We start from the raw sequence: 20,589 nt of genomic DNA, 5'->3' as shown, positions 1-20,589 counted from the left end.
CGGTGAACACCCTGCCGCAGCAGCTGGCCAACGGGCTGCTTCTCGGCTCGATGTACGGGCTGATCGCCATCGGCTACACGATGGTGTACGGCATCGTCCAGCTCATCAACTTCGCGCACGGCGAGATCTTCATGACCGGGGCGTTCGGTGCCCTCACGGTCTACTTCTACATCCTGCCCGACGGCACCTCGATGGCTCTCGCCGTACCCCTGATGCTCCTCGGCGGCGCCCTCGTGGCCATCCTCATAGCCGTCGGAGCGGAACGGTTCGCCTACCGGCCCCTGCGCGGAGCACCACGCCTGGCACCGCTCATCACGGCCATCGGCCTCTCCCTGGCCCTCCAGGAGGTCGTGCGCAACTTCTACCCCGGCGCCGACCGCGCCCGCGCCTTCCCGGGACTCGACGCCACCCACGAGATCGGCTCCGTCACCATCAAGGACGCCGACATCTTCCTCATCCTCGCCGCCATCATCTGCATGGCCGCCCTCGCCTTCTTCGTGCGCCGCAGCCGCACCGGCCGCGCCATGCAGGCCACCGCGCAGGACCCCGACACCGCGCAGCTGATGGGCATCGACACCAACCGCATCATCGTCATCGCCTTCGCCATCGGCGGCTTCTTCGCCGCCGTCGCCGCCGTCGCCTACGGACTCAAGTACGGCAACGTCGACTACCGCATGGGCTTCCTGATGGGCCTCAAGGCCTTCACCGCGGCCGTCCTCGGCGGCATCGGCAACATCTACGGCGCCATGCTCGGCGGCGTCGTCCTCGGCATCGCCGAGACCCTCGCCTCCGCCTACATCGACGAGATCCCCGGCATGCAGCAGCTCGGCGGCCAGAGCTGGGCGAACGTGTGGGCCTTCTGCCTCCTCATCCTCGTGCTCCTCTTCAGGCCACAGGGCCTGCTCGGCGAGCGCGTCGCGGACAGGGCGTGATCACATGACCGAGACGACCAAGACCCCCGCCCCGGACGCCACCCCCGCTCCGCCCGCCCCGCGCGGCCTCGTACCGCTGCCCCTGGCGGCCGCCCGCGCCCTGCTGCTCGGCGGCGGCATCGCCACCGCGGCCTCCGCCTTCCTCGCCTGGACCTGGACCAGCGAGTTCCCCGGCGACCTCACCATCACCGGCTACCCCGGCGGCCTGCAGTGGCTCACCTTCACCGCCGGACTCCTCACCACCCTGTACGCGCTCGCCGCGTACGGCATCCGCGGCCTCGGCTGGCTGCTGCCCGCCCGCAACAACGCGCCGCTCGTCCTCAACGCGCTCGGCGGATTCGCCGTCACCTGGTTCACCGTCATCGCCATCAGCGCCGAACTCGGCGGTGTCGTCAACCTCGAACCCGGCGGCTGGATCGCGGCCGTCGCCTCCCTGCTGCCCGTCCTCGGCGCCTTCGCGCTCCCCCAGGAGCACGCAGGCGAGGGCACCAAGGAAACCCTCAAGGCCTACATCGCCAAGCCCGAGCGGATCGCCGCCCCGCAGGCCGTCGCGCCCTGGGTGCAGCGGGCCGTCATCACGGTCGTGACGATCATCGGCCTCGGCGTCTTCACCTACGGCATCGACACCGAGTACGGCGAACTCTTCGTCGGCTACCTCTTCGTCGTCGTCTTCGCCCTCTGGGCGCTGCACACCGCCGGCCTCCTCGACCGCTTCTCCGCGCTCGTCGCCGCCAACCGCAGCTTCACCCTCGCCATGGGCTTCGCCGCGGCCATCGCCTTCCCCTTCACCCAGACCGACGACCACTACGCCAACATCGGCGTCAACATCCTGATCTTCGGGACCGTGGCCCTCGGCCTGAACATCGTCGTCGGCCTCGCCGGACTCCTCGACCTCGGATACGTCGCCTTCCTCGGCGTCGGCGCCTACACCGCCGCCCTCGTCTCCGGCTCCGAGTTCTCCACCATCTCCGGCGTCCACCTGCCGTTCTGGGCCTCCGCCCTGGCCGGCGCCGCCGCCTCCCTGGTCTTCGGCGTCCTCATCGGCGCCCCGACCCTGCGGCTGCGCGGCGACTACCTCGCCATCGTCACCCTCGGCTTCGGTGAGATCTTCCGCATCGCCGTCAACAACATGGACGGCCAGTCCGGACCCGACGTCACCAACGGCCCCAACGGCATCCCCTCCATCCCCGACCTGAACCTCTTCGGGTTCAACTTCGGGCAGGCCCACGACATCGGCGGGTTCACCCTCGGCCGCTTCGCCAACTACTACCTGCTGATGGTCCTCATCATGGCCATCGTGGTCCTCGTCTACACCCGCGCCGCGGACTCCCGCATCGGCCGCTCCTGGATCGCCATCCGCGAGGACGAGACCGCCGCCACCGCCATGGGCATCAACGGCTTCCGCGTCAAGCTCGTCGCCTTCGCCCTCGGCGCCGCCCTCGCCGGCCTCGCCGGCACCGTCAGCGCCCACGTCACCTACAGCGTGGTCCCCACGCCGTACCAGTTCGCCGGCTCCACCCCGCCCAACTCCGCGTTCCTCCTGGCCGCGGTCGTCCTCGGCGGCATGGGCACGGTCGCCGGACCGCTCCTCGGCGCGGCCCTGCTCTACCTGCTCCCCGAGAAGCTCGTCTTCCTCCAGGAGAAGTCGCTCCTCGCCTTCGGCATCGCGCTCATCCTGCTGATGCGCTTCCGCCCCGAAGGCATCATCGCCAACCGCCGGCGCCAGCTCGAATTCCACGAGACGGGCCAACTCGACGTACCGAAACAGACCACGCTGACCGACGAACCGGCCGTCACCAAGGCGGGGGCGTAACCATCATGACGACACCTGTACTCGAAGCCCGCGACGTCACGATGCGCTTCGGCGGCCTCACCGCCGTCCGCTCCGTCGACTTCACGGTCAACGCCGGCGAGATCGTCGGCCTCATCGGCCCCAACGGCGCCGGCAAGACCACCTTCTTCAACTGCCTGACCGGCCTGTACGTCCCCACCGAGGGCACCGTCTCCTACAAGGGCACCGTGCTCCCGCCCAAGCCCCACCTGGTCACCCAGGCCGGCATCGCGCGCACCTTCCAGAACATCCGCCTGTTCGCCAACATGACGGTCCTGGAGAACGTGCTCGTCGGCCGCCACACCCGGACCAAGGAAGGCCTCTGGTCCGCCCTCCTGCGCGGCCCCGGCTTCAAGAAGGCCGAGCGTGAGAGCGAGGAACGCGCCATGGAACTCCTGGAGTTCATCGGCCTCGCCCACAAGCGCGACCACCTCGCCCGCAACCTCCCCTACGGCGAGCAGCGCAAGCTGGAGATCGCACGCGCCATGGCCTCCGAGCCCGGCCTGCTCCTCCTCGACGAGCCCACCGCCGGCATGAACCCGCAGGAGACGCGGGCCACCGAGGAACTCGTCTTCGCCATCCGCGACAAGGGCATCGCCGTCCTGCTCATCGAGCACGACATGCGCTTCGTCTTCAACCTCTCCGACCGCGTCGCCGTCCTCGTCCAGGGCGAGAAGCTCGTCGAGGGCACCGCCGAGGTCGTCCAGGCCGACGAGCGCGTCGTCGCCGCCTACCTCGGAGAGCCGTTCGAAGGCGACCCCGGCGAGGCCGAAGCCGCCGAGGTCGAGGCCGCCGAAGCCGCCGCGGAAGCGCCCAGCACCACCAGCAGCACCAAGGGAGAAGCCAAGTGACCGCACTCCTCGAGGTCGAGGACCTCCGGGTCTCCTACGGCAAGATCGAAGCCGTCAAGGGCATCTCCTTCAGCGTCGACGCCGGGCAGGTCGTCACCCTCATCGGCACCAACGGCGCCGGCAAGACCACCACCCTGCGCACCCTGTCGGGCCTGCTCAAGCCGACGTCCGGGAAGATCCTCTTCGACGGCAAGCCCCTCAGCGGGGTTCCCGCCCACAAGATCGTCGCCCTCGGGCTCGCCCACTCCCCCGAAGGCCGGCACATCTTCCCGCGCCTCACCATCGCGGAGAACCTCCAGCTCGGAGCGTTCCTGCGCAAGGACAAGGAAGGCATCGAGAGGGACATCCAGCGCGCCTACGACCTCTTCCCCATCCTCGGGGAACGCCGCAAGCAGGCCGCCGGCACCCTCTCGGGCGGTGAGCAGCAGATGCTCGCCATGGGCCGCGCCCTGATGTCCCAGCCCAAGCTGCTCATGCTCGACGAGCCCTCCATGGGCCTCTCCCCGATCATGATGCAGAAGATCATGGCGACGATCTCGGAGCTGAAGTCCCAGGGCACGACGATCCTCCTGGTCGAGCAGAACGCCCAGGCGGCGCTGTCCCTGGCCGACCAGGGGCACGTCATGGAGGTCGGCAACATCGTCCTGTCCGGCACGGGGCAGGACCTGCTGCACGACGAGTCGGTGCGCAAGGCGTACCTGGGCGAGGACTGAGCGTCCAGCTCGTATACGAAGAGGCCTGCTTCCCTCCGGCCGGAGGGGAGCAGGCCTCTTCCACGCTGCGGGTCAGCCCTTGTTGGCCTTCTTCTCCTCGGCGTCCTGGATGACCGCCTCCGCGACCTGCTGCATCGACATGCGGCGGTCCATCGACGTCTTCTGGATCCACCGGAACGCGGCCGGCTCGGTCAGCCCGTACTCCGTCTGCAGGATCGACTTCGCCCGGTCCACCAGCTTGCGCGTCTCCAGGCGGAGCGTGAGGTCGGCGACCTCCTTCTCCAGCTCCTTCAGCTCCGTGAAGCGGGAGACCGCCATCTCGATCGCCGGCACGACGTCGGTCTTGCTGAACGGCTTCACCAGGTACGCCATCGCGCCGGCGTCCCGGGCGCGCTCGACGAGGTCGCGCTGGGAGAAGGCGGTCAGCATCAGCACCGGCGCGATGCTCTCCTCGGCGATCTTCTCGGCCGCGGAGATGCCGTCCAGCTTCGGCATCTTCACGTCCAGGATCACCAGGTCGGGGCGGTGCTCGCGGGCCAGCTCCACGGCCTGCTCACCGTCACCGGCCTCACCGACGACGGTGTACCCCTCCTCCTCCAGCATCTCTTTGAGGTCGAGCCGGATCAGGGCCTCGTCCTCGGCGATGACGACACGGGTCGTCATCGGAGGCACGTGCGACTTGTCCTCATCAGGCACGTCAACAGGCTGGGACGACTCGGGGGCGCTCACGTGGGCTCCTTGGTACGGGGCAGGCCGGTACTGCTCCCAAGAGCGTACCTAGCTGCGGTATGGTGGTCGGGCAGTGGGTCCAGATCAACCTTGGATTCACCGGGCCCCGGTAGCCCAATTGGCAGCAGGCAATGGATTCAAAACCCATACAGTGTCGGTTCGAGTCCGACCCGGGGCACTTTTCCTTGGTTTCCAAGGTCCCCCTTTCGAAGCGGATGTCCACGTTCTTGTGAACATCCGCTTTCTGCTCCCCGCCGTCGCGTGGCGTCGCCGAAAGTGTCCCCATGTACGACGTGGGAACGCGAGAGCGGGTACTGGCCTTGGTGGCACAGGGACGCAGCCTGAACTCGGTCAGCAGGGAGACGGGCATCTCCCGGGCGGCGATCCGCTCCTGGCAAGTCCGCCTGCAGCCCAGACCCCGCCCGACGGCTCCGGAGCCCGGGCCGCCCGCCGACGAGCGGGCCTACGCCTACCTGCTCGGCCTCTATCTGGGCGACGGCTGCGTCAGCACGCACCGCCGCGGCGGGCATTACCTGCGTATCGCCTGCACCGCTTCGTGGCCGGGCCTGATCGACGCCTGTGAGGCGGCTCTGCGGGCCGTGAGTCCGAGCGGGCGTTCCTACCGCGTCCGCGCACGGGGATACGTCTCCGTGGTCGGGTACAGCCGGCACTGGCCGATCCTCTTCCCGCAGGCCGGCCCCGGCAAGAAGCACGAACGGCCGATCGCCCTCGTGCCGTGGCAGCAGGCGATCGTCGACGCCCACCCGTGGGAGTTCATCCGCGGCCTCGTTCACTCGGACGGCTGCCGGGTGACGAACCGGACGACCCGGCTGGTGAACGGCGAGCGGAAGCGCTACGAGTATCCCCGGTACTTCTTCACCAACCACTCGGCCGACATCATGCGCCTCTTCACCACGGCCCTCGACCAGGTCGGAGTCGAATGGAGACGGACGAACGCCCACACCGTCTCCATCGCCCGCAAAGCCTCCGTTGCCCTCATGGACGCGCGTGTCGGGGCCAAGTGTTGAGGGAGGGCTGGGTGGGGGTGTCGGAGGTGGGGATGTGGTGGACCCGGACCATGTTCGTGGAGCCCGAGACGCCGGGTGGGGAGCCTGCCGTGATGACGACCGTGTCTCCCGGGCGGCAGCGGCCGTGGCGCAGGAGCAGTTCGTCGACCTGTTCGACCATCGCGTCCGTCGACCCGACTCGCGGCCCGAGGAACGTCTCGACGCCCCACGTGAGGCTGAGCTGGGAGCGGGTCGCCTGGTCGGGGGTGAAGGCCAGCAGCGGAATGGGCGAGCGGTAGCGGGAGAGGCGGCGGGCCGTGTCGCCGGACTGGGTGAAGGCGACCAGGAACCTCGCGCCGAGGAAGTCGCCCATCTCCGCGGCCGCCCGGGCGACCGCACCGCCCTGGGTGCGGGGCTTGTTGTGTTCGGTCAGCGGCGGCAAGCCCTTGGCCAGGAGGTCCTCCTCCGCCGCCGCCACGATGCGGGCCATCGTGCGGACCGTTTCGACCGGGTGCTTGCCGACGCTCGTCTCGCCGGACAGCATCACCGCGTCCGTGCCGTCGATGACCGCGTTGGCGACGTCGGAGGCCTCGGCACGCGTGGGGCGGGCGTTGTCGATCATCGAGTCGAGCATCTGCGTGGCGACGATGACCGGTTTGGCGTTGCGCCTGGCCAGTTTGATCGCGCGCTTCTGGACGATCGGGACCTGCTCCAGCGGCATCTCGACGCCGAGGTCGCCGCGGGCCACCATGATGCCGTCGAAGGCGGCGACGATGTCCTCGATGTGCTCCACGGCCTGGGGCTTTTCGACCTTGGCGATGACGGGGAGGCGGCGGCCCTCCTCGTCCATGATGCGGTGGACGTCCTGGATGTCGCGGCCGCTGCGGACGAAGGACAGGGCGATGACGTCGAAGCCGGTGCGCAGGGCCCAGCGCAGGTCGTCCTCGTCCTTCTTGGACAGGGCGGGGACGGAGACGGCGACGCCGGGCAGGTTCAGGCCCTTGTGGTCGGAGACGACGCCGCCCTCGACGACGGTGGTGTGGACGCGGGGGCCGTCGACCTCGGTGACTTCGAGGCAGACCTTGCCGTCGTCGACGAGGATGCGTTCGCCGGGGGTGACGTCGGCGGCGAGGCCGGCGTAGGTGGTGCCGCAGCCGTGGCCGTCGCCTTGGGCGCCGTCTTCGACGGTGATGGTGAAGGTGTCGCCGCGTTCAAGGAGTACGGGGCCTTCGGTGAAGCGGCCGAGCCGGATTTTCGGGCCTTGAAGGTCGGCGAGGAGGCCGACGCTGCGGCCGGTCTCGTCGGCGGCCTTGCGCACGCGGTGGTAGCGCTCCTCGTGTTCGGCGTGTCCGCCGTGGCTGAGGTTGAATCGGGCGACGTCCATTCCGGCGTCGACCAGGCCTTTGATCTGGTCGTACGAGTCGGTGGCGGGCCCAAGGGTACAGACGATCTTTGCTCGGCGCATAGGTCCGAGCCTATGAGTTACCGACTGGTAGAGAATTGGCCGTGCATGGCCGCTCAACAGACTTTGCGTGAAACGTTATTGACAAGTGTTGAATTGTGCGGCGGGCTGCTCCGATGAGCACCCGGGGATTCCCGGGAACGCCGCCGGGGAATTCGGTCGCGTTTTCGGGAATCGCCCGCGCGGGGGTCAACCGTGCGAAGGGGTCGCCCCTGCGAAGGGTCACAGTCGCGGCGGCACCATCGTGAAACGGGCGTTGATCTGCGCGCGGACGTGCTGGCGCTGGGGTTCCAGGTCGAGCGGGGCGGCCGGGGCGCTCTCGGCGGCGCCGGCGAAGGCGGCGGAGCGCATGCGGCCGGGTGACTGGGGGTAGGCGGGCGGGCTGTTCTCGGCGCCGATGTCGGCGAGTTCGACCAGGGCGGCGAGGGTGGTGCCGAGGGCCTCGGCGTATTCGCGGGCGCGCTGGACGGCTTCCGTGACGGCCTTCTTGCGGGCCTCGCGGTGGGCGGGCGAGTCGGGGCGCAGGGCCCACCAGGGGCCGTCGACGCGGGTGAGGTCGAGGTCGGCGAGGCGGGTGGTGAGTTCGCCGAGGGCGGTGAAGTCGGTGAGCTCGGCGGTGACATGGACGCTGCCGTGGTAGGTGCGCACGCGTTCGCCGCGGCCGTGCTTGGTGAGCTCGGGGGTGATGGAGAAGGCGCCGGTCTCCAGGCGTTCGACGGCGTCGCCGTAGGACTTGACCAGGTCGAGGACGCCGGCGTTGCGGCGGGTGAGGTCGTCGAGGGCGGAGCGGCGGTCGCGTCCGCGGGCGGCGACGGTGATGCCGATGCGGGCGATCTCCGGGTCGACTTCGAGGCGGGCCTCGCCGCGTACGGCGATGCGCGGGGCGTCGGGTGTGCCGTAGGGGACGGCGGGCTGGGAGGCGTCTGCCGTGGGCGCGGTCATACGCCCCACTCTGTCACGGTGTGGCGGGCGGGTGGTCTGGAGCGGGCGGTTCCGAGTCATCAGATCGCAACCTGGCGGGACTGTTGCGGCCGGTCATGACCGGGTCAGAATCTACGCGCGTTATCTACGCGCGTCGTTCACAGATTCCGCGAGGAGAGCCCGACATGCCGTTGAACCGCCGGAAGTTCCTGGAGAAGTCCGCCGTGACCGGGGCGGGGGTGGCGCTGGCCGGTGCGGTCGCGGCGCCGGGCGCCGAGGCGGCCGAGGCCGGGGAGGGCTCGCGGGGGCGCGTCAAGCGGTACGCGTTCACCGTGATGGGGACGACGGACCTGCACGGCAACGTCTTCAACTGGGACTACTTCACGGACGCCGAGTTCGACGACAAGGCCCACAACGACGTCGGCCTGGCGAAGGTCTCGACGCTGGTGAACAAGGTCCGCGCGGAGAAGGGCCGTCGCAACACGCTGCTCATCGACGCGGGCGACACCATCCAGGGCACGCAGCTGTCGTACTACTACGCCAAGGTCGACCCGATCACCGCCGAGGGCGGTCCGGTGCACCCGATGGCGCAGGCGATGAACGCCATGGACTACGACGCGGCGGCGCTCGGCAACCACGAGTTCAACTACGGCATCCCGGTGCTGCGCAAGTTCGAGCAGCAGTGCCGCTTTCCGCTGCTGGGCGCCAACGCGCTGGACGCGAAGACGCTGCGGCCGGCGTTCGCGCCGTACAGCATGCACCGGCTGCGCACGCCGTTCGGGCGGGACGTGAAGGTGGCGGTGCTGGGGCTGACCAACCCGGGCATCGCGATCTGGGACAAGGCGAACGTGCAGGGGAAGATGACGTTCCCGGGCCTGGAGGAGCAGGCGGCGAAGTGGGTGCCGAAGCTGCGGTCGATGGGCGCGGACGTCGTCATCGTCTCGGCGCACAGCGGTTCGTCGGGGACGTCGTCCTACGGTGACCAGCTGCCGTACATCGAGAACGCGGCCGGTCTGGTGGCCGAGCAGGTGCCGGGCATCGACGCGATCCTGGTCGGGCACGCGCACACGGAGATCCCCGAGTACTTCGTGACGAACAAGAAGACCGGCAAGCAGGTCGTGCTGTCCGAGCCGCTGAAGTGGGGGCAGCGGCTGACGCTGTTCGACTTCGAGCTGGTGTGGGAGAAGGGCTGCTGGAAGGTCGAGAAGGTGGGTGCGCAGGTCCTGAACTCCAACACCGTGGAGGAGGATCCGAAGATCGTGCGGCTTCTGTCGGACGAGCACGAGAAGGTCGTGGCGTACGTCAACCAGGTCATCGGCACGAACGCGGCGGAGATGACGTCGGCCGAGGCGCCGTACAAGGACGTGCCGATCATCGACCTGATCAACCACATCCAGGCGGACACGGTGAAGCAGGCGCTGGCGGGCACGGAGCACGCGGCGCTGCCGGTGCTGTCGCAGGCGGCGTGCTTCTCGCGCAGTGCCCGGATCCCGGCGGGCGAGGTGACGATCCGGGACGTGGCGGGCCTGTACGTCTTCGAGAACACGCTGGAGGCGCGTCTGATGACGGGCGCCCAGATGAAGGCGTACCTGGAGTTCTCGGCGAACTACTTCACGCAGACCGCGCCGGACGCCCCGGTGGACCCGGCGAAGCTGACCAACGCGAACGGCACACCGGACTACAACTACGACGTGGTGAGCGGTCTGTCGTACGAGATCGACATCGCGAAGCCGGCCGGGTCGCGGGTGACGAACGTGCGGTTCGGGGGTCAGCCCCTCGCGGACGACGCGAGGTTCGTGTTCGCGGTGAACAACTACCGGGCCAACGGCGGCGGGAACTTCCCGCATGTCGCCGCCGCGCCGCTGCTGTGGTCGAACTCGGACGAGATCCGCAACACCATGATCGCCTGGGTGAAGGCGAAGGGGTCGATCGACCCGGCCGAGTTCGCCGCGGTGGACTGGAGGCTTACGCGCAACGGCACGCCCGTCTTCTGAGCCGCGTACCGCGCCTTGGTCGGCGTATCGCCTGGAGCCGCGTATCGCCGTGCGCCGCGTCCTTCGTCACCTCCGGTCGTCGACGAGCGGGGTCAGGGCCGGTGCCTGGCGGGGCGGCGGGACCGGCCGGGGCTGGGTGAGGCCGAAGGTGGTGAAGGCCGTGCGGCGCGGTAGTCCGTACGTCTCCCTGCCGGTCAGGGAGTTGAGGATGACCGCGCCGCGCCAGGCGACCAGGCCCAGGTCGGGTGTGCCGACGCCGTGGGTGTGGGTCTCGGCGTTCTGGACGTACACCGAGCCGGAGACGGACGGGTCGAGGACGAGGCGGTGTTCCTCGTCGACGCGCGGCCGTTCCTGGCTGTCGCGGCGCATGTAGGGGTCGAGGCCCGCGAGGACGCGGTCGAGGGGGCGTTCGCGGTAGCCGGTGGCCAGGACGACGGCGTCGGTGGTGAGGCGGGAGCGGCTGTCCTGCCGGGCGTGTTCCAGGTGGAGTTCCACCTGGGTCGTGGCGATCCGTCCGGCGGTGCGGACGCGGACGCCGGGGGTGAGGACGGCGTCGGGCCAGCCGCCGTGCATGGTGCGGCGGTAGAGCTCGTCGTGGATGGCTGCGACGGTGCCGGCGTCGATGCCCTTGTGGAGCTGCCACTGTCCGGCGAGGAGCCGGTCGCGGGCGGACTCGGGCAGGGCGTGGAAGTAGCGGGTGTGGTCGGGCGTGAAGTGCTCCAGGCCGAGCTTGGAGTACTCCATGGGCGCGAAGGCCTCGGTGCGGCCGAGCCAGTGCAGCTTCTCGCGTCCGGCGGGCCGGTTGCGCAGCAGGTCGAGGAAGATCTCGGCGCCGGACTGGCCGATGCCGACGACAGTGACGTGGCCGGCGGCGAGCAGGGCGGCGCGGTGGTCGAGGTAGTCGGCGGCGTGCACGACGGGCACGCCGGGGGCCTCGGTGAGGGGCTTGAGGGGTTCGGGGACGTAGGGCTCGGTGCCGATGCCGAGGACGACGTTGCGTGTGTACGTGCGGCCGAGGGCCTCGGCTTCTCCGTCGCTGTCGAGCTGGGTGAAGTCGACCTCGAACAGGTCGCGTTCGGGGTTCCAGCGGACGGCGTCGACCTGGTGGCCGAAGTGCAGGGCCGGGAGGCTCTCGGCGACCCAGCGGCAGTAGGCGTCGTACTCGGCGCGCTGGATGTGGAAGCGCTCGGCGAAGTAGAAGGGGAAGAGCCGCTCGCGGGACCTGAGGTAGTTGAGGAAGGTCCAGGGGCTTGTGGGGTCGGCGAGGGTGACCAGGTCGGCGAGGAACGGGACCTGGACGGTGGCGCCCTCGATGAGCAGGCCGGGGTGCCAGGCGAAGGCGGGGCTCTGGTCGTAGAAGACGGTGTCGAGGTCGCGCAGCGGCTGGGAGAGCGCGGCGAGGGAGAGGTTGGCGGGGCCGATGCCGACGCCGACCAGGTCGTGGGGGGCGTCGGGCTGCCGGTTCGGCGGGGGCACGGGGTTCATCAGGGGGTCTGTCCTTCCACGAGTGTCGCTCGGCTCTCTGCCACGAGGTGCAGCAGGGCGGCCAGGTCGTCGGGCCCGGTGGCGGGGTTGAGGAGGGTGGCCTTGAGCCAGAGCCGGCCGTCCAGGCGGGCCCGGCCGAGGACGGCACGGCCGTCGGTGAGCAGCGCGCGGCGTACGGCGGCGACGGTGGTGTCGGGGGTGTCCGCGGGCCGGAACAGGACCGTGCTGATGACGGGCGGGGCGTGCAGCTCGAAGCCGGGGTGGTCGTGGACCAGGGCGGCGAACGCGCGGGCGTGGGCGCACACCTGGTCGACGAGGGTGCCGAGGCCGGCGCGGCCGAGGGTCTTGAGGGTGACGGCGAGCTTGAGGACGTCGGGGCGGCGGGTGGTGCGCAGGGAGCGGCCGAGCAGGTCGGGCAGGCCGGCGTCGGTGTCGTCGGCGGCGTTGAGGTAGTCGGCGCGGTGCCGCAGGGCGGTGAGGTCGTGCGCGGTGCGGACGGCGAGGAGCCCTGCGGCGACCGGTTGCCAGCCGAGTTTGTGCAGGTCGAGGGTGACGGTGTCGGCGGCGTCGAGTCCGTCGAGCAGGTGCCGGTGCCGGGTGCTGAAGAGCAGGCCTCCGCCGTAGGCGGCGTCGATGTGCAGCCGGGCGCCGTGGGCCGCGCAGTGGGCGGCGATCTCGGGCAGCGGGTCGATGAGTCCGGCGTCGGTGGTGCCGGCGGTGGCGGCGACGAGGACGGGGCCGGTGAGGCGGGTGAGGGTCTCGGCGAGTGCGGCGGGGTCGAGTCGGCCGTCGGGGGCGGGGACGACGGTGGGCTCGGGGAGTCCGAGCAGCCAGGCGGCGCGGGGCAGGGAGTGGTGGGCGTTGGCGCCGGTCACGAGCCGGACGGAGCCGCCGCGGGCCTCGCGGGCGAGCAGGAGGGCGAGCTGGTTGGACTCGGTGCCGCCGGTGGTGACGAGGGAGTCCGGGTCGCATGCGGGGCCGGTGCCGTAGACCTCTTCGGCCGCCAGCCGCGTGACCATCGCCTCCAGTTCACTGGCGGCCGGGGCCTGGTCCCAGGAGTCCAGGGACGGGTTGAGGGCGGAGGCGGCCAGGTCGGCGGCCGCGGCGACGGCCAGGGGCGGGCAGTGCAGGTGGGCGGCGCACAGGGGGTGGGCGGGGTCGGCGGCGCCCTCCGCGAAGGCCCGGACGAGGGTGTGGACGGCGTGCGGATCGCCCTGCTCGGGGAGGATCTCCCCCACCGCTTCCCGGACCCGGGCGGCGACGGCGTCCGGCCCGCCCGCCGGCAACGGCCCGCCCCGCCCCCGGGCGCCCTCCTGCAGCGCGTCGAGCACGATGGCGACCAGGGCCCGCAGGGCGTGCGGCCCGTCGGAACCCGAGGCAAGGGGCGGCGTACGCATGAACTGACCTCCGAGGCGCGGATACGACCCGCCCACCCAGCCCAACGACCGTGGGGGCACGGAGGTACTTCCCCGCACGGGTGTCACCACCGACCACCACCCCCGGCCCACTGCCCGCGCCGGACCCCGAAGCCCGCGCGAGAACTGCCCCCCGAGGTGGCGGCGAGGACTGCTCTCGATCGCGGCCAGGGCTGCCCGAAGTGCCGGCGAGGGCCGTCCCCGGTCGCGGTCACCTTCCCCGGGCCCCTCGTCGGGCAGGCGAGGACCGGCCCGCCGCCTGAGCGAGGGCCGAGCCGCCGCCTAGGCCAGGGCCGGGCCGCCGCCGAGGCGACGGTCGGTCCGCCGCGGGGGTGGCGGGCAGCCGGGGCTGGGGCCGTTATGCCGTGTGGGCTTCGCGTACGCGTAGGGCTCGGGCCAAGTCGGCCAGTTGGTCTGTCAGGCTGCGGCGGAGGGACGGGCTCGGGTCCGTGTCGCGCAGGCACTGTTCGCCCAGGCGGAGGCTGTCCGCGTCGACGGCGTGGGCCGGGAACGCGTCCCGGCCGACGGCCGTGGCGATCGCGGGGCCGCGGCGGTCGGCGACCGGGACCGCGTCGGCGTAGTAGCGCGGCACGTACTCCCGGACCAGGTCGGCCTGTTCCGGCTGCCAGAAGCCGCGGGCGGTGGCCGAGAAGAGGTAGTTGGACAGGTCGTCGGAGGCGAACATCGCCGCCCAGGCGCGGGCCTTGGCCTCCGGGTCGGGCAGCGCGGCCCGGCAGCGGGCGGCGCCCTCCTGGCCGGTGGCGCTCGGGTCGCGTTCCAGCTCGGCGGCGATGGCGGCCTCGTCGGTCGCGCCGAGCACGGCGAGCCGGGCGAGGACGCGCCAGCGCAGCTCGGGGTCGAGCTCCGGGCCGCCGGAGACGGTGCCGTCGGCGAGCCAGGCGGCGATGGTGTCCGGGTGGGCGGCCACGTCGATGCGGTGGCGCACGGCGATCAGGCGCAGGCCCGGGTTGTCGCCGTCCTCGGTGCGGCGGATGAGGTCGCGGCACAGCTCGGACAGGGTGGCGAGGGCGGCGGGGCGCTCCTCGGGCGTGAGGTAGCGGTCGGTGATGTGCGTGGCGGCGAAGGCCAGCACGCCCTGGACGATGGCGAGGTCCGTCTCCAGGGGGAGGTGGGCGCGGGCGGTCTCCAGGTAGGCGCCGGGCGCGAGTTCACCGTCGCGGACGGCGTCCCGCAGCGCGTTCCAGACGACCGCCCGGGTGAGCGGGGAGGGCAGGCCGGACAGGTCCTTGCGGACGGTCTCGAAGGACTCCGGGTCGAAGCGGACCTTGGCGTAGCCGAGGTCGCCGTCGTTGAGGAGGAGCAGGGCGGGGCGCTTGCCGATGGGCTGGGCGCCGTCCTGCGGGAGGTCCAGGTGGAGGCGTTCGCGCAGCACGAGGTGGCCGCCGTCGTCGCCGAGGTCACGGTCGTACAGGCCGACGGCGATGCGGTGCGGGCGGCTGCCGGCGCGGTCGACGGTGAGGGCGCAGGTGCCGTGGTCGCCGGGGGCGATGTGCGGGGTGAGGGTGTCGACGCCGGTGGTGCGCAGCCAGGCGTCGGCCCAGGCGTGGACGTCGCGTTCGGTCGCGCCGGCGAGGGAGTCGATGAAGTCGGCGAGGGTGGCGTTGGCGAACTTGTGCCGGGCGAAGTGGGTGTTGATGCCGGCGAGAAAGTCCTTCTCGCCGAGCCAGGCGACGAGCTGGCGCAGGGCGCCGGCGCCCTTGGCGTAGGAGATGCCGTCGAAGTTGAGCAGCGCGGAGGCGGTGTCGTCGACGGCCTCGGGGGCGACGGGGTGGGTGGAGGGGCGCTGGTCGGCGTCGTAGCCCCAGGCCTTGCGGGTGACGCCGAAGTCGGTCCAGGTGTCGGTGAAGCGGGTCGCTTCGACGAGGGTCTGGTAGCCCATGTACTCGGCGAAGGACTCGTTCAGCCAGATGTCGTCCCACCACTTGAGGGTGACGAGGTCGCCGAACCACATGTGGGCCATCTCGTGGGCGATGACGATCGCGCGGGTCTGCCGCTCGGTGTCGGTGACGGCGGAGCGGTAGACGAACTCGTCGCGGAAGGTGACCAGTCCGGGGTTCTCCATGGCGCCCGCGTTGAACTCGGGGACGAAGGCCTGGTCGTAGGAGTCGAAGGGGTAGGGCTCGTCGAACTTCTCGTGGTAGCGGTCGTAGCACGCGCGCGTGATGTCGAGGAGTTCGTCGGCGTCGGCGTCCAGGTGGGGGGCGAGGGAGCGCCGGCAGTGCAGGCCGAAGGGCAGGCCGCGGTGCTCGGTGCGCACCGAGTGCCAGGGGCCGGCGGCGACGGCGACGAGGTAGGTGGAGATCGGCGGGGTGGGGGCGGCCCGCCAGCGGCCGTCTCCGGTGTGCTCGGTGATGCCGTTGGCGAGGACGGTCCAGCCCTGCGGGGCCCGCACCGACAGCTCGAAGACGGCCTTGAGGTCGGGCTGGTCGAAGGCGGCGAAGACGCGCTGCACGTCGTCCAGGAACAGCTGTGTGTAGACGTAGGTCTCGCCGTCGGTGGGGTCCGTGAAGCGGTGCATGCCCTCGCCGGTGCGGGAGTAGCGCATGGCCGCGTGCACGCGCAGCTCGTGCTCGCCGGCGGTGAGGTTCTTCAGGGGCAGCCGGTTGCCGTCCAGGGCCTCCGGGTCCAGGGGCTGTCCGTCGAGGGTGACGGAGCGCAGCTCGGCGGGCCTGATCTCGACGAAGGTGTCACCGTCCGTGCGGGCGCTGAACGCGATCAGGGTGTGGGAGTCGAAGGTCTCGTCCCCGCCGGTCAGGTCCAGGTCGATGGTGTAGCGGTGGACGTCGAGGAGGCCGGCTCGGGTCTGCGCTTCGTCGCGCGTCAGTACGGACATGCGTGACATGCTGCCTGATGCCATCGGCAAGGCACAGAGGCGGATCGGTACGTGCGCAATGTCCGGTCTATGTGCGGTCTCGTTCGAGCTCCCCGGCGTGCGCCCCCATGGGCCGCTGGGACGGTACGCGCGCGTCGGGGCGCGGCAGGCGCGCGGGGCGTGCAGCGGCGTCGGTGTGCTCCCGTACGAGCGTGCGCAGCCGCCGTACCTCGCGCTGCAGGGCGAGGTGGCGCCGGTGGGTGTCGTACAGGTAGCGGACCTTCGTGCGCAGGGCCCAGGGGTCCACGGGTTTCATGACGAGGTCGGCGACGCCGAGGGCGAAGGCGGCGGTGGTCAGTTCCTGGTCGGCGCCGAAGCCGGTGAGCAGGATCACCGGGATGTGCTGGGTCTGTTCGACGCGCCGCATGTAGCGCACGACCTCCAGGCCGCTGACTCCGGGCATGCGCACGTCGAGCAGGAGCAGGCCGACCTGGCCGCGCAGGACCTGCTTGAGTGCTTCGTCGCCGCTGGTGGCCCGGCCGAGCTCGTAGCCCAGCGGGGCCAGGGCGCTCTCCAGCGCGTACAGCGTGTCCTCGTGGTCGTCGACGATGAGGATCCTGGTATCCGACGGCATGGCCCGACGCCCCTCCCTCGTGGAGGACCAGAGTAGTGCGGGACACTGACGGGCAGTGCTCGTCAGCTGACATGCTGTGCACAGCGCAGCATGCCCCGTGCGGGCGGCCCTGTCACTCCCCCCGTGGCCGGTTACCGGCGGTTGTCCCGCGGTCAGTTGCCCGGGGCGGCCGTGCCGTTGAGCGCCTCGTCCGCGATGCGCTCGTGGTGGCGGATGACCTCGGCCACGATGAAGTTGAGGAACTTCTCGGCGAAGGCCGGGTCCAGCCTGGCCTCCTCGGCGAGGGCGCGCAGCCGCGCGATCTGGCGGGCCTCACGGGCCGGGTCGGCGGGCGGCAGCTGGTGTTCGGCCTTGAGGTGGCCGACCTGCTGGGTGCACTTGAAGCGCTCGGCGAGCATGTGCACGACGGCCGCGTCGATGTTGTCGATGCTGGCGCGCAGCCGGGCGAGCTCCTCGCGGACGGCCGGGTCGACGTCGCCGGTACGGGTGTTGCTGGTGGTCATGGGGCGTCAGCCTACGGGGATCGGGCGGTACGGCAGCGGGCCGTCTCACACCTCGGCCACCGGGAGCCGCTTGTGGAAGTGGACGTCCTCGTGGCCGCCGGGCACGCCCTCGACGCGGCCCCGTTCCCGGTAGCCGAGGCGGAGGTAGAAGCCGGGGGCCTGGAAGCTGTAGGTGGAGACGATCATGTCGGTGCAGCCGCGCCGTACGGCCTCCTCCTCCGCCGCGCGCATCAGCCGGCTCCCCCAGCCGGCGTGCCGCTGGTCGTCGCGCACCCAGAGCAGGTCGACGGAGCACAGGCTGCCCCAGGTCCAGGCGGTGAGTCCGCCGGCCAGCTCGCCGGCCTCGTCGGTGACGCGGACCGAGAGCGGCTCGGTGGTGGCCCCGCCACAGGCGGCGGTGTTGAAGGCGGTCAGCTCCTCGTCGAGCCGCTTTTCGAGGTCGTCGTCCCGGCCGCCCACGCTGAGCGCGGCGGCGGTGGAGCGCTGGTCGCTGGTCACGCCGCGGATTCTGCCAGCGGCCCGGGGCGCGGACGACCGGTTTTCGCCGCGGCCGGACGCCTCCGCGGCGCGGCCGGCCCTCGTACAGTGGAACCGGGTTCCGGGCGTCTTGGGGGTCAGGCGTGGCGAACGACGGGCCGGTCGAGCACGGCTACCCGCATCTGGAGACGGTGCGGGCCGCCATCACGGCGCTGTACAGGCGCCTGTCGTACGACACGATCCAGACGTTCGAGGCCAGTGTGCTCCCGGCGGACGTGGCGTTCTGCGACACCGACGACCTGTATCTGGGGGCGCAGCGGGTGGCGCGCGAGCTGGTGCGGCACTACCGGTTGCCCGACGCGCGGCTGATCGTCAGCTTCCGGGAGATGCGGCAGGCGGCGAACGTCGAGCTGGCGGCGGGGCCGGAGTACTTCGTGGAGCTGAACGACCGGTTCCGCACGCACCGGCGGGACATCGGGGCGGCCCTGGCGCACGAGGTGACGCACGTGTACCTGCACCGCCTGGACCTGTCCTTCCCGGGCGTGCGGGACAACGAGATCCTCACCGACACCGCGACGACGTACCTGGGCGCGGGGTGGCTGCTGCTGGACGCCTATCGGGAGGACGGGGCGTCGTCGCAGAAGCTGGGGTACCTCACGCCGGAGGAGTTCGGGTACGTGCTGGCCAAGCGGGCGCTGGTCTTCGGGGAGGACCCGTCGGTGTGGTTCACCAGTGCGCAGGCGTACCGGGCGTACGAGCGGGGCAGGGAGGTGGCCCTGCGGGACGCGCAGCAGCCGCCGCTGACCGCGGCGGGCTGGGCGGGCCGGCGGCGCTACGCCCGTGACCGGCGGCACGCACCGGCGTCGCCGCAGCCGGGGGTGCGGTACGCGTTCTCCCCCGACGCGGGCGGCCGGCTGCGCGTGTCGTTCCCCTGTCCCACCTGTCACCAGCGCATCAGGGTGCCGGTGGCGGGCCGCGTCCGGGCCCGCTGCGCGCTGTGCCGCAGCGTGCTGGAGTGCGACACCTAGGCCCCCAGTGGCCCCCGGGGCCCGCGGGTGGGGTGAGCTGGGGTTCAGGCCCCGTAGACCTGCCCGGGGGCGGTCGCCCGGGTCAGCAGTTCGCGTATCGCCGCTCCCGCCTCCGCCGGTTCCCACCGTGCCCCCTTGTCGGCGCCGGGGCCGGGGCGCCAGCCCTCCATCAGGGTGATGCGGCCTCCCTCCGCCTCGAAGACCCGGCCCGTCACCCCGGCGCTCGCCGCCGAGCCGAGCCAGACGACCAGGGGGGAGACGTTCTCCGGGGCCATCGCGTCGAAACCCGTGCCGGGGGCGGCCATGGTGGCGGCGAAGGTCCGTTCCGTCATGCGGGTCCGGGCGGCGGGGGCGATCGCGTTGACCTGGACGCCGTAGCGGCGCAGTTCGGCCGCCGCGACCAGGGTGAGCGCGACGATCCCGGCCTTCGCGGCGCTGTAGGCGCCCTGCCCGACGGAGCCCAGCAGGCCCGCTCCGCTGCTGGTGTTGACGATCCTGGCCTCGGGGCGGTGGCCCGCCTTGGTCCGGGCCCGCCAGTGGGCGGCCGCGTGCCGCAGGGGCAGGAAGTGGCCCTTGAGGTGGACGCGTACGACGGCGTCGAAGTCGTCCTCGTCGAGGTTGACCAGCATCCGGTCGCGCAGGAAGCCCGCGTTGTTGACGAGGGTGTCGAGCCGGCCGTACGTCTCCAGAGCGGTCCGGACGAGCGAGGCGGCGCCCTCGGTGGTGGCGATGTCGCCGCAGTGCGGCACCGCCTCCCCGCCCGCCGCGCGGATCTCCTCGGCGACCCGGGCGGCGGGGCCGTCGGACTCGGGCGTGCCGTCGAGGCCCACCCCCAGGTCGTTGACGACCACCAGCGCCCCCTCGGCCGCGAACGCCAGCGCGTGGGCGCGGCCGAGTCCGCGGCCCGCGCCCGTGACGGCGACGACCCGGCCCTCACAGATTCCGCCCCGGCCCTCACCGCCCCCGCCCTCACGGATTCCGCTCATGCCAGCTCTCCCTTGTCGGCATCGGGCCCGTGAACGGCGTTCGCCGCGTCCAGGAACGAGGGCCGCTCCCCGCCCCCGTGCACGTGCAGGCTCGCCCCGCTGATGTAGGCGGCGGCGGGGGACGCCAGGAACACCGCGGCGGCGCCCACGTCGGACGGTTCGGCGAGTCGTCCGAGGGGGACCGTGCGGGCGACCGCGGCGACGCCGTCCCGGTCGCCGTAGTGGAGGGAGGACAGCTCCGTGCGGACCATGCCGACGACGAGGGTGTTGACCCGGATGTGGGGCGCCCACTCCACGGCCATCGAGCGGGCGAGGCTCTCCAGGCCGGCTTTGGCGGCCCCGTAGGCGGCGGTGCCGGGTGAGGGGCGGCCGCCGCTGACGCTGCCGATCATGACGATCGAGCCGTGCGCGCGCCGGAGGTGGTCGTGGGCGGCGAGGGACACGGTCAGCGGGGCCAGGAGGTTCAGCTCCACCACGCGCGCGTGCCGCTCGGCATCCGCCTCGGTGAGCAGCCGGTGGGGCGCGCCGCCCGCGTTGTTGACCAGGACGTCCAGCCGCGGCAGGCCGGCGCACCACTGCCGGACGGCCTCGGCGTCCCGCACGTCCAGGGGCACGAACTCGGCGCCGGGCAGCGGGTCTTCGGGAGGGCGGCGGGCGCAGACCAGCACGTGCGCCCCGGCGCGCAGGAAGGCGCGCGCGATGCCGGCGCCGACACCGCGGGTCCCGCCCGTGACAGCGGCGACCTTCCCGTCCAGCTCCATGCGCTGCTACCTTTCCACCTAACAAAC

The 20,589-nt window shown here is 71.6% G+C and carries 18 protein-coding genes and 1 tRNA gene; 8 read left to right on the top strand and 11 right to left on the bottom strand.

The annotated features are described in order from the left end of the window. Positions 1-2: 2 nt before the first annotated feature. From CHR28_RS06940 to CHR28_RS06925, 4 genes are read left to right on the top strand one after another with little or no spacing between them, the layout of a single operon-like run. Positions 3-932 carry a branched-chain amino acid ABC transporter permease gene (locus CHR28_RS06940; protein ID WP_094052589.1) on the top strand — a complete coding sequence of 310 codons (930 nt, stop codon included), beginning with the start codon at positions 3-5 and terminating at the stop codon, positions 930-932. A gap of 4 nt (positions 933-936) precedes the next feature. Beyond that, the gene (locus CHR28_RS06935; RefSeq protein WP_094052588.1) at positions 937-2,745 is read left to right on the top strand and encodes a branched-chain amino acid ABC transporter permease; all 1,809 of its coding nucleotides are present in this window, start codon (positions 937-939) and stop codon (positions 2,743-2,745) included. 5 nt (positions 2,746-2,750) lie between these two features. Further along, the gene (locus CHR28_RS06930) at positions 2,751-3,614 is read left to right on the top strand and encodes an ABC transporter ATP-binding protein (protein ID WP_094052587.1); all 864 of its coding nucleotides are present in this window, start codon (positions 2,751-2,753) and stop codon (positions 3,612-3,614) included. Next, on the top strand, positions 3,611-4,327 hold the full coding sequence (locus CHR28_RS06925; protein WP_094052586.1) for an ABC transporter ATP-binding protein: 717 nt from the start codon (positions 3,611-3,613) through the stop codon (positions 4,325-4,327). Before CHR28_RS06930 ends, CHR28_RS06925 begins: the two co-directional genes overlap by 4 nt. 72 nt (positions 4,328-4,399) lie before the next feature. Here CHR28_RS06925 and CHR28_RS06920 read toward each other — a convergent pair whose 3' ends face one another. Beyond that, the gene (locus CHR28_RS06920; protein WP_094052585.1) at positions 4,400-5,056 is read right to left on the bottom strand and encodes an ANTAR domain-containing response regulator; all 657 of its coding nucleotides are present in this window, start codon (positions 5,054-5,056) and stop codon (positions 4,400-4,402) included. Between the two features lie 103 nt (positions 5,057-5,159). Between CHR28_RS06920 and CHR28_RS06915 the strand changes: the two genes are divergently transcribed. Then, positions 5,160-5,234 (top strand) — tRNA-Leu (locus CHR28_RS06915). Positions 5,235-5,340: 106 nt separating this feature from the next. After that, complete coding sequence (locus CHR28_RS06910) at positions 5,341-6,084, top strand: helix-turn-helix domain-containing protein (protein WP_094052584.1); 744 nt, start codon at positions 5,341-5,343, stop codon at positions 6,082-6,084. On the opposite strand, the gene pyk is transcribed toward CHR28_RS06910, so the two are convergent. Beyond that, positions 6,053-7,528 carry a pyruvate kinase gene (pyk, locus tag CHR28_RS06905; RefSeq protein ID WP_094052583.1) on the bottom strand — a complete coding sequence of 492 codons (1,476 nt, stop codon included), beginning with the start codon at positions 7,526-7,528 and terminating at the stop codon, positions 6,053-6,055. The two genes, CHR28_RS06910 and pyk, sit on opposite strands and share 32 nt — an antisense overlap. Before the next feature lie 219 nt (positions 7,529-7,747). Next, positions 7,748-8,467: an SIMPL domain-containing protein gene (locus CHR28_RS06900; protein WP_094052582.1), complete on the bottom strand. Its 720-nt coding sequence runs from the start codon at positions 8,465-8,467 to the stop codon at positions 7,748-7,750. Positions 8,468-8,631: 164 nt separating this feature from the next. Here CHR28_RS06900 and CHR28_RS06895 point away from each other — a divergent pair, with 164 nt between their 5' ends. Then, on the top strand, positions 8,632-10,440 hold the full coding sequence (locus tag CHR28_RS06895; protein ID WP_094052581.1) for a bifunctional metallophosphatase/5'-nucleotidase: 1,809 nt from the start codon (positions 8,632-8,634) through the stop codon (positions 10,438-10,440). A gap of 66 nt (positions 10,441-10,506) precedes the next feature. Here CHR28_RS06895 and CHR28_RS06890 read toward each other — a convergent pair whose 3' ends face one another. From CHR28_RS06890 to CHR28_RS06865, 6 genes are all read right to left on the bottom strand, one after another. Then, positions 10,507-11,925: a lysine N(6)-hydroxylase/L-ornithine N(5)-oxygenase family protein gene (locus CHR28_RS06890; protein ID WP_094052580.1), complete on the bottom strand. Its 1,419-nt coding sequence runs from the start codon at positions 11,923-11,925 to the stop codon at positions 10,507-10,509. Then, complete coding sequence (locus CHR28_RS06885) at positions 11,925-13,322, bottom strand: pyridoxal phosphate-dependent decarboxylase family protein (RefSeq protein ID WP_094052579.1); 1,398 nt, start codon at positions 13,320-13,322, stop codon at positions 11,925-11,927. Before CHR28_RS06885 ends, CHR28_RS06890 begins: the two co-directional genes overlap by 1 nt. 376 nt (positions 13,323-13,698) lie before the next feature. Beyond that, complete coding sequence (pepN, locus tag CHR28_RS06880) at positions 13,699-16,194, bottom strand: aminopeptidase N (RefSeq protein WP_179272336.1); 2,496 nt, start codon at positions 16,192-16,194, stop codon at positions 13,699-13,701. Between the two features lie 67 nt (positions 16,195-16,261). Beyond that, positions 16,262-16,807 carry a response regulator gene (locus CHR28_RS06875; protein WP_094052577.1) on the bottom strand — a complete coding sequence of 182 codons (546 nt, stop codon included), beginning with the start codon at positions 16,805-16,807 and terminating at the stop codon, positions 16,262-16,264. Positions 16,808-16,959: 152 nt separating this feature from the next. Further along, positions 16,960-17,310 (bottom strand): chorismate mutase, encoded by a 351-nt coding sequence (locus CHR28_RS06870; RefSeq protein ID WP_094052576.1) that lies wholly within the window; start codon positions 17,308-17,310, stop codon positions 16,960-16,962. Positions 17,311-17,355: 45 nt separating this feature from the next. Further along, positions 17,356-17,808: a GNAT family N-acetyltransferase gene (locus tag CHR28_RS06865; RefSeq protein ID WP_256984148.1), complete on the bottom strand. Its 453-nt coding sequence runs from the start codon at positions 17,806-17,808 to the stop codon at positions 17,356-17,358. A 122-nt stretch (positions 17,809-17,930) separates the two neighbouring features. Here CHR28_RS06865 and CHR28_RS06860 point away from each other — a divergent pair, with 122 nt between their 5' ends. Beyond that, complete coding sequence (locus CHR28_RS06860) at positions 17,931-18,815, top strand: hypothetical protein (RefSeq protein ID WP_094052575.1); 885 nt, start codon at positions 17,931-17,933, stop codon at positions 18,813-18,815. Between the two features lie 44 nt (positions 18,816-18,859). Here CHR28_RS06860 and CHR28_RS06855 read toward each other — a convergent pair whose 3' ends face one another. Beyond that, positions 18,860-19,801, bottom strand: coding sequence for an SDR family oxidoreductase (locus CHR28_RS06855; protein WP_094052574.1), 942 nt, complete (start codon positions 19,799-19,801; stop codon positions 18,860-18,862). Continuing rightward, positions 19,798-20,562 (bottom strand): SDR family oxidoreductase, encoded by a 765-nt coding sequence (locus CHR28_RS06850; RefSeq protein ID WP_094052573.1) that lies wholly within the window; start codon positions 20,560-20,562, stop codon positions 19,798-19,800. The genes CHR28_RS06855 and CHR28_RS06850 overlap by 4 nt, the downstream gene beginning before the upstream one ends. Positions 20,563-20,589: the final 27 nt, after the last annotated feature.

The organism is Streptomyces sp. XY006 (genome assembly GCF_002237655.1).
GTDB classification, from domain to species: Bacteria; Actinomycetota; Actinomycetes; order Streptomycetales; family Streptomycetaceae; genus Streptomyces; species Streptomyces levis.
This window is presented reverse-complemented; position numbering and strand designations above follow the sequence as displayed.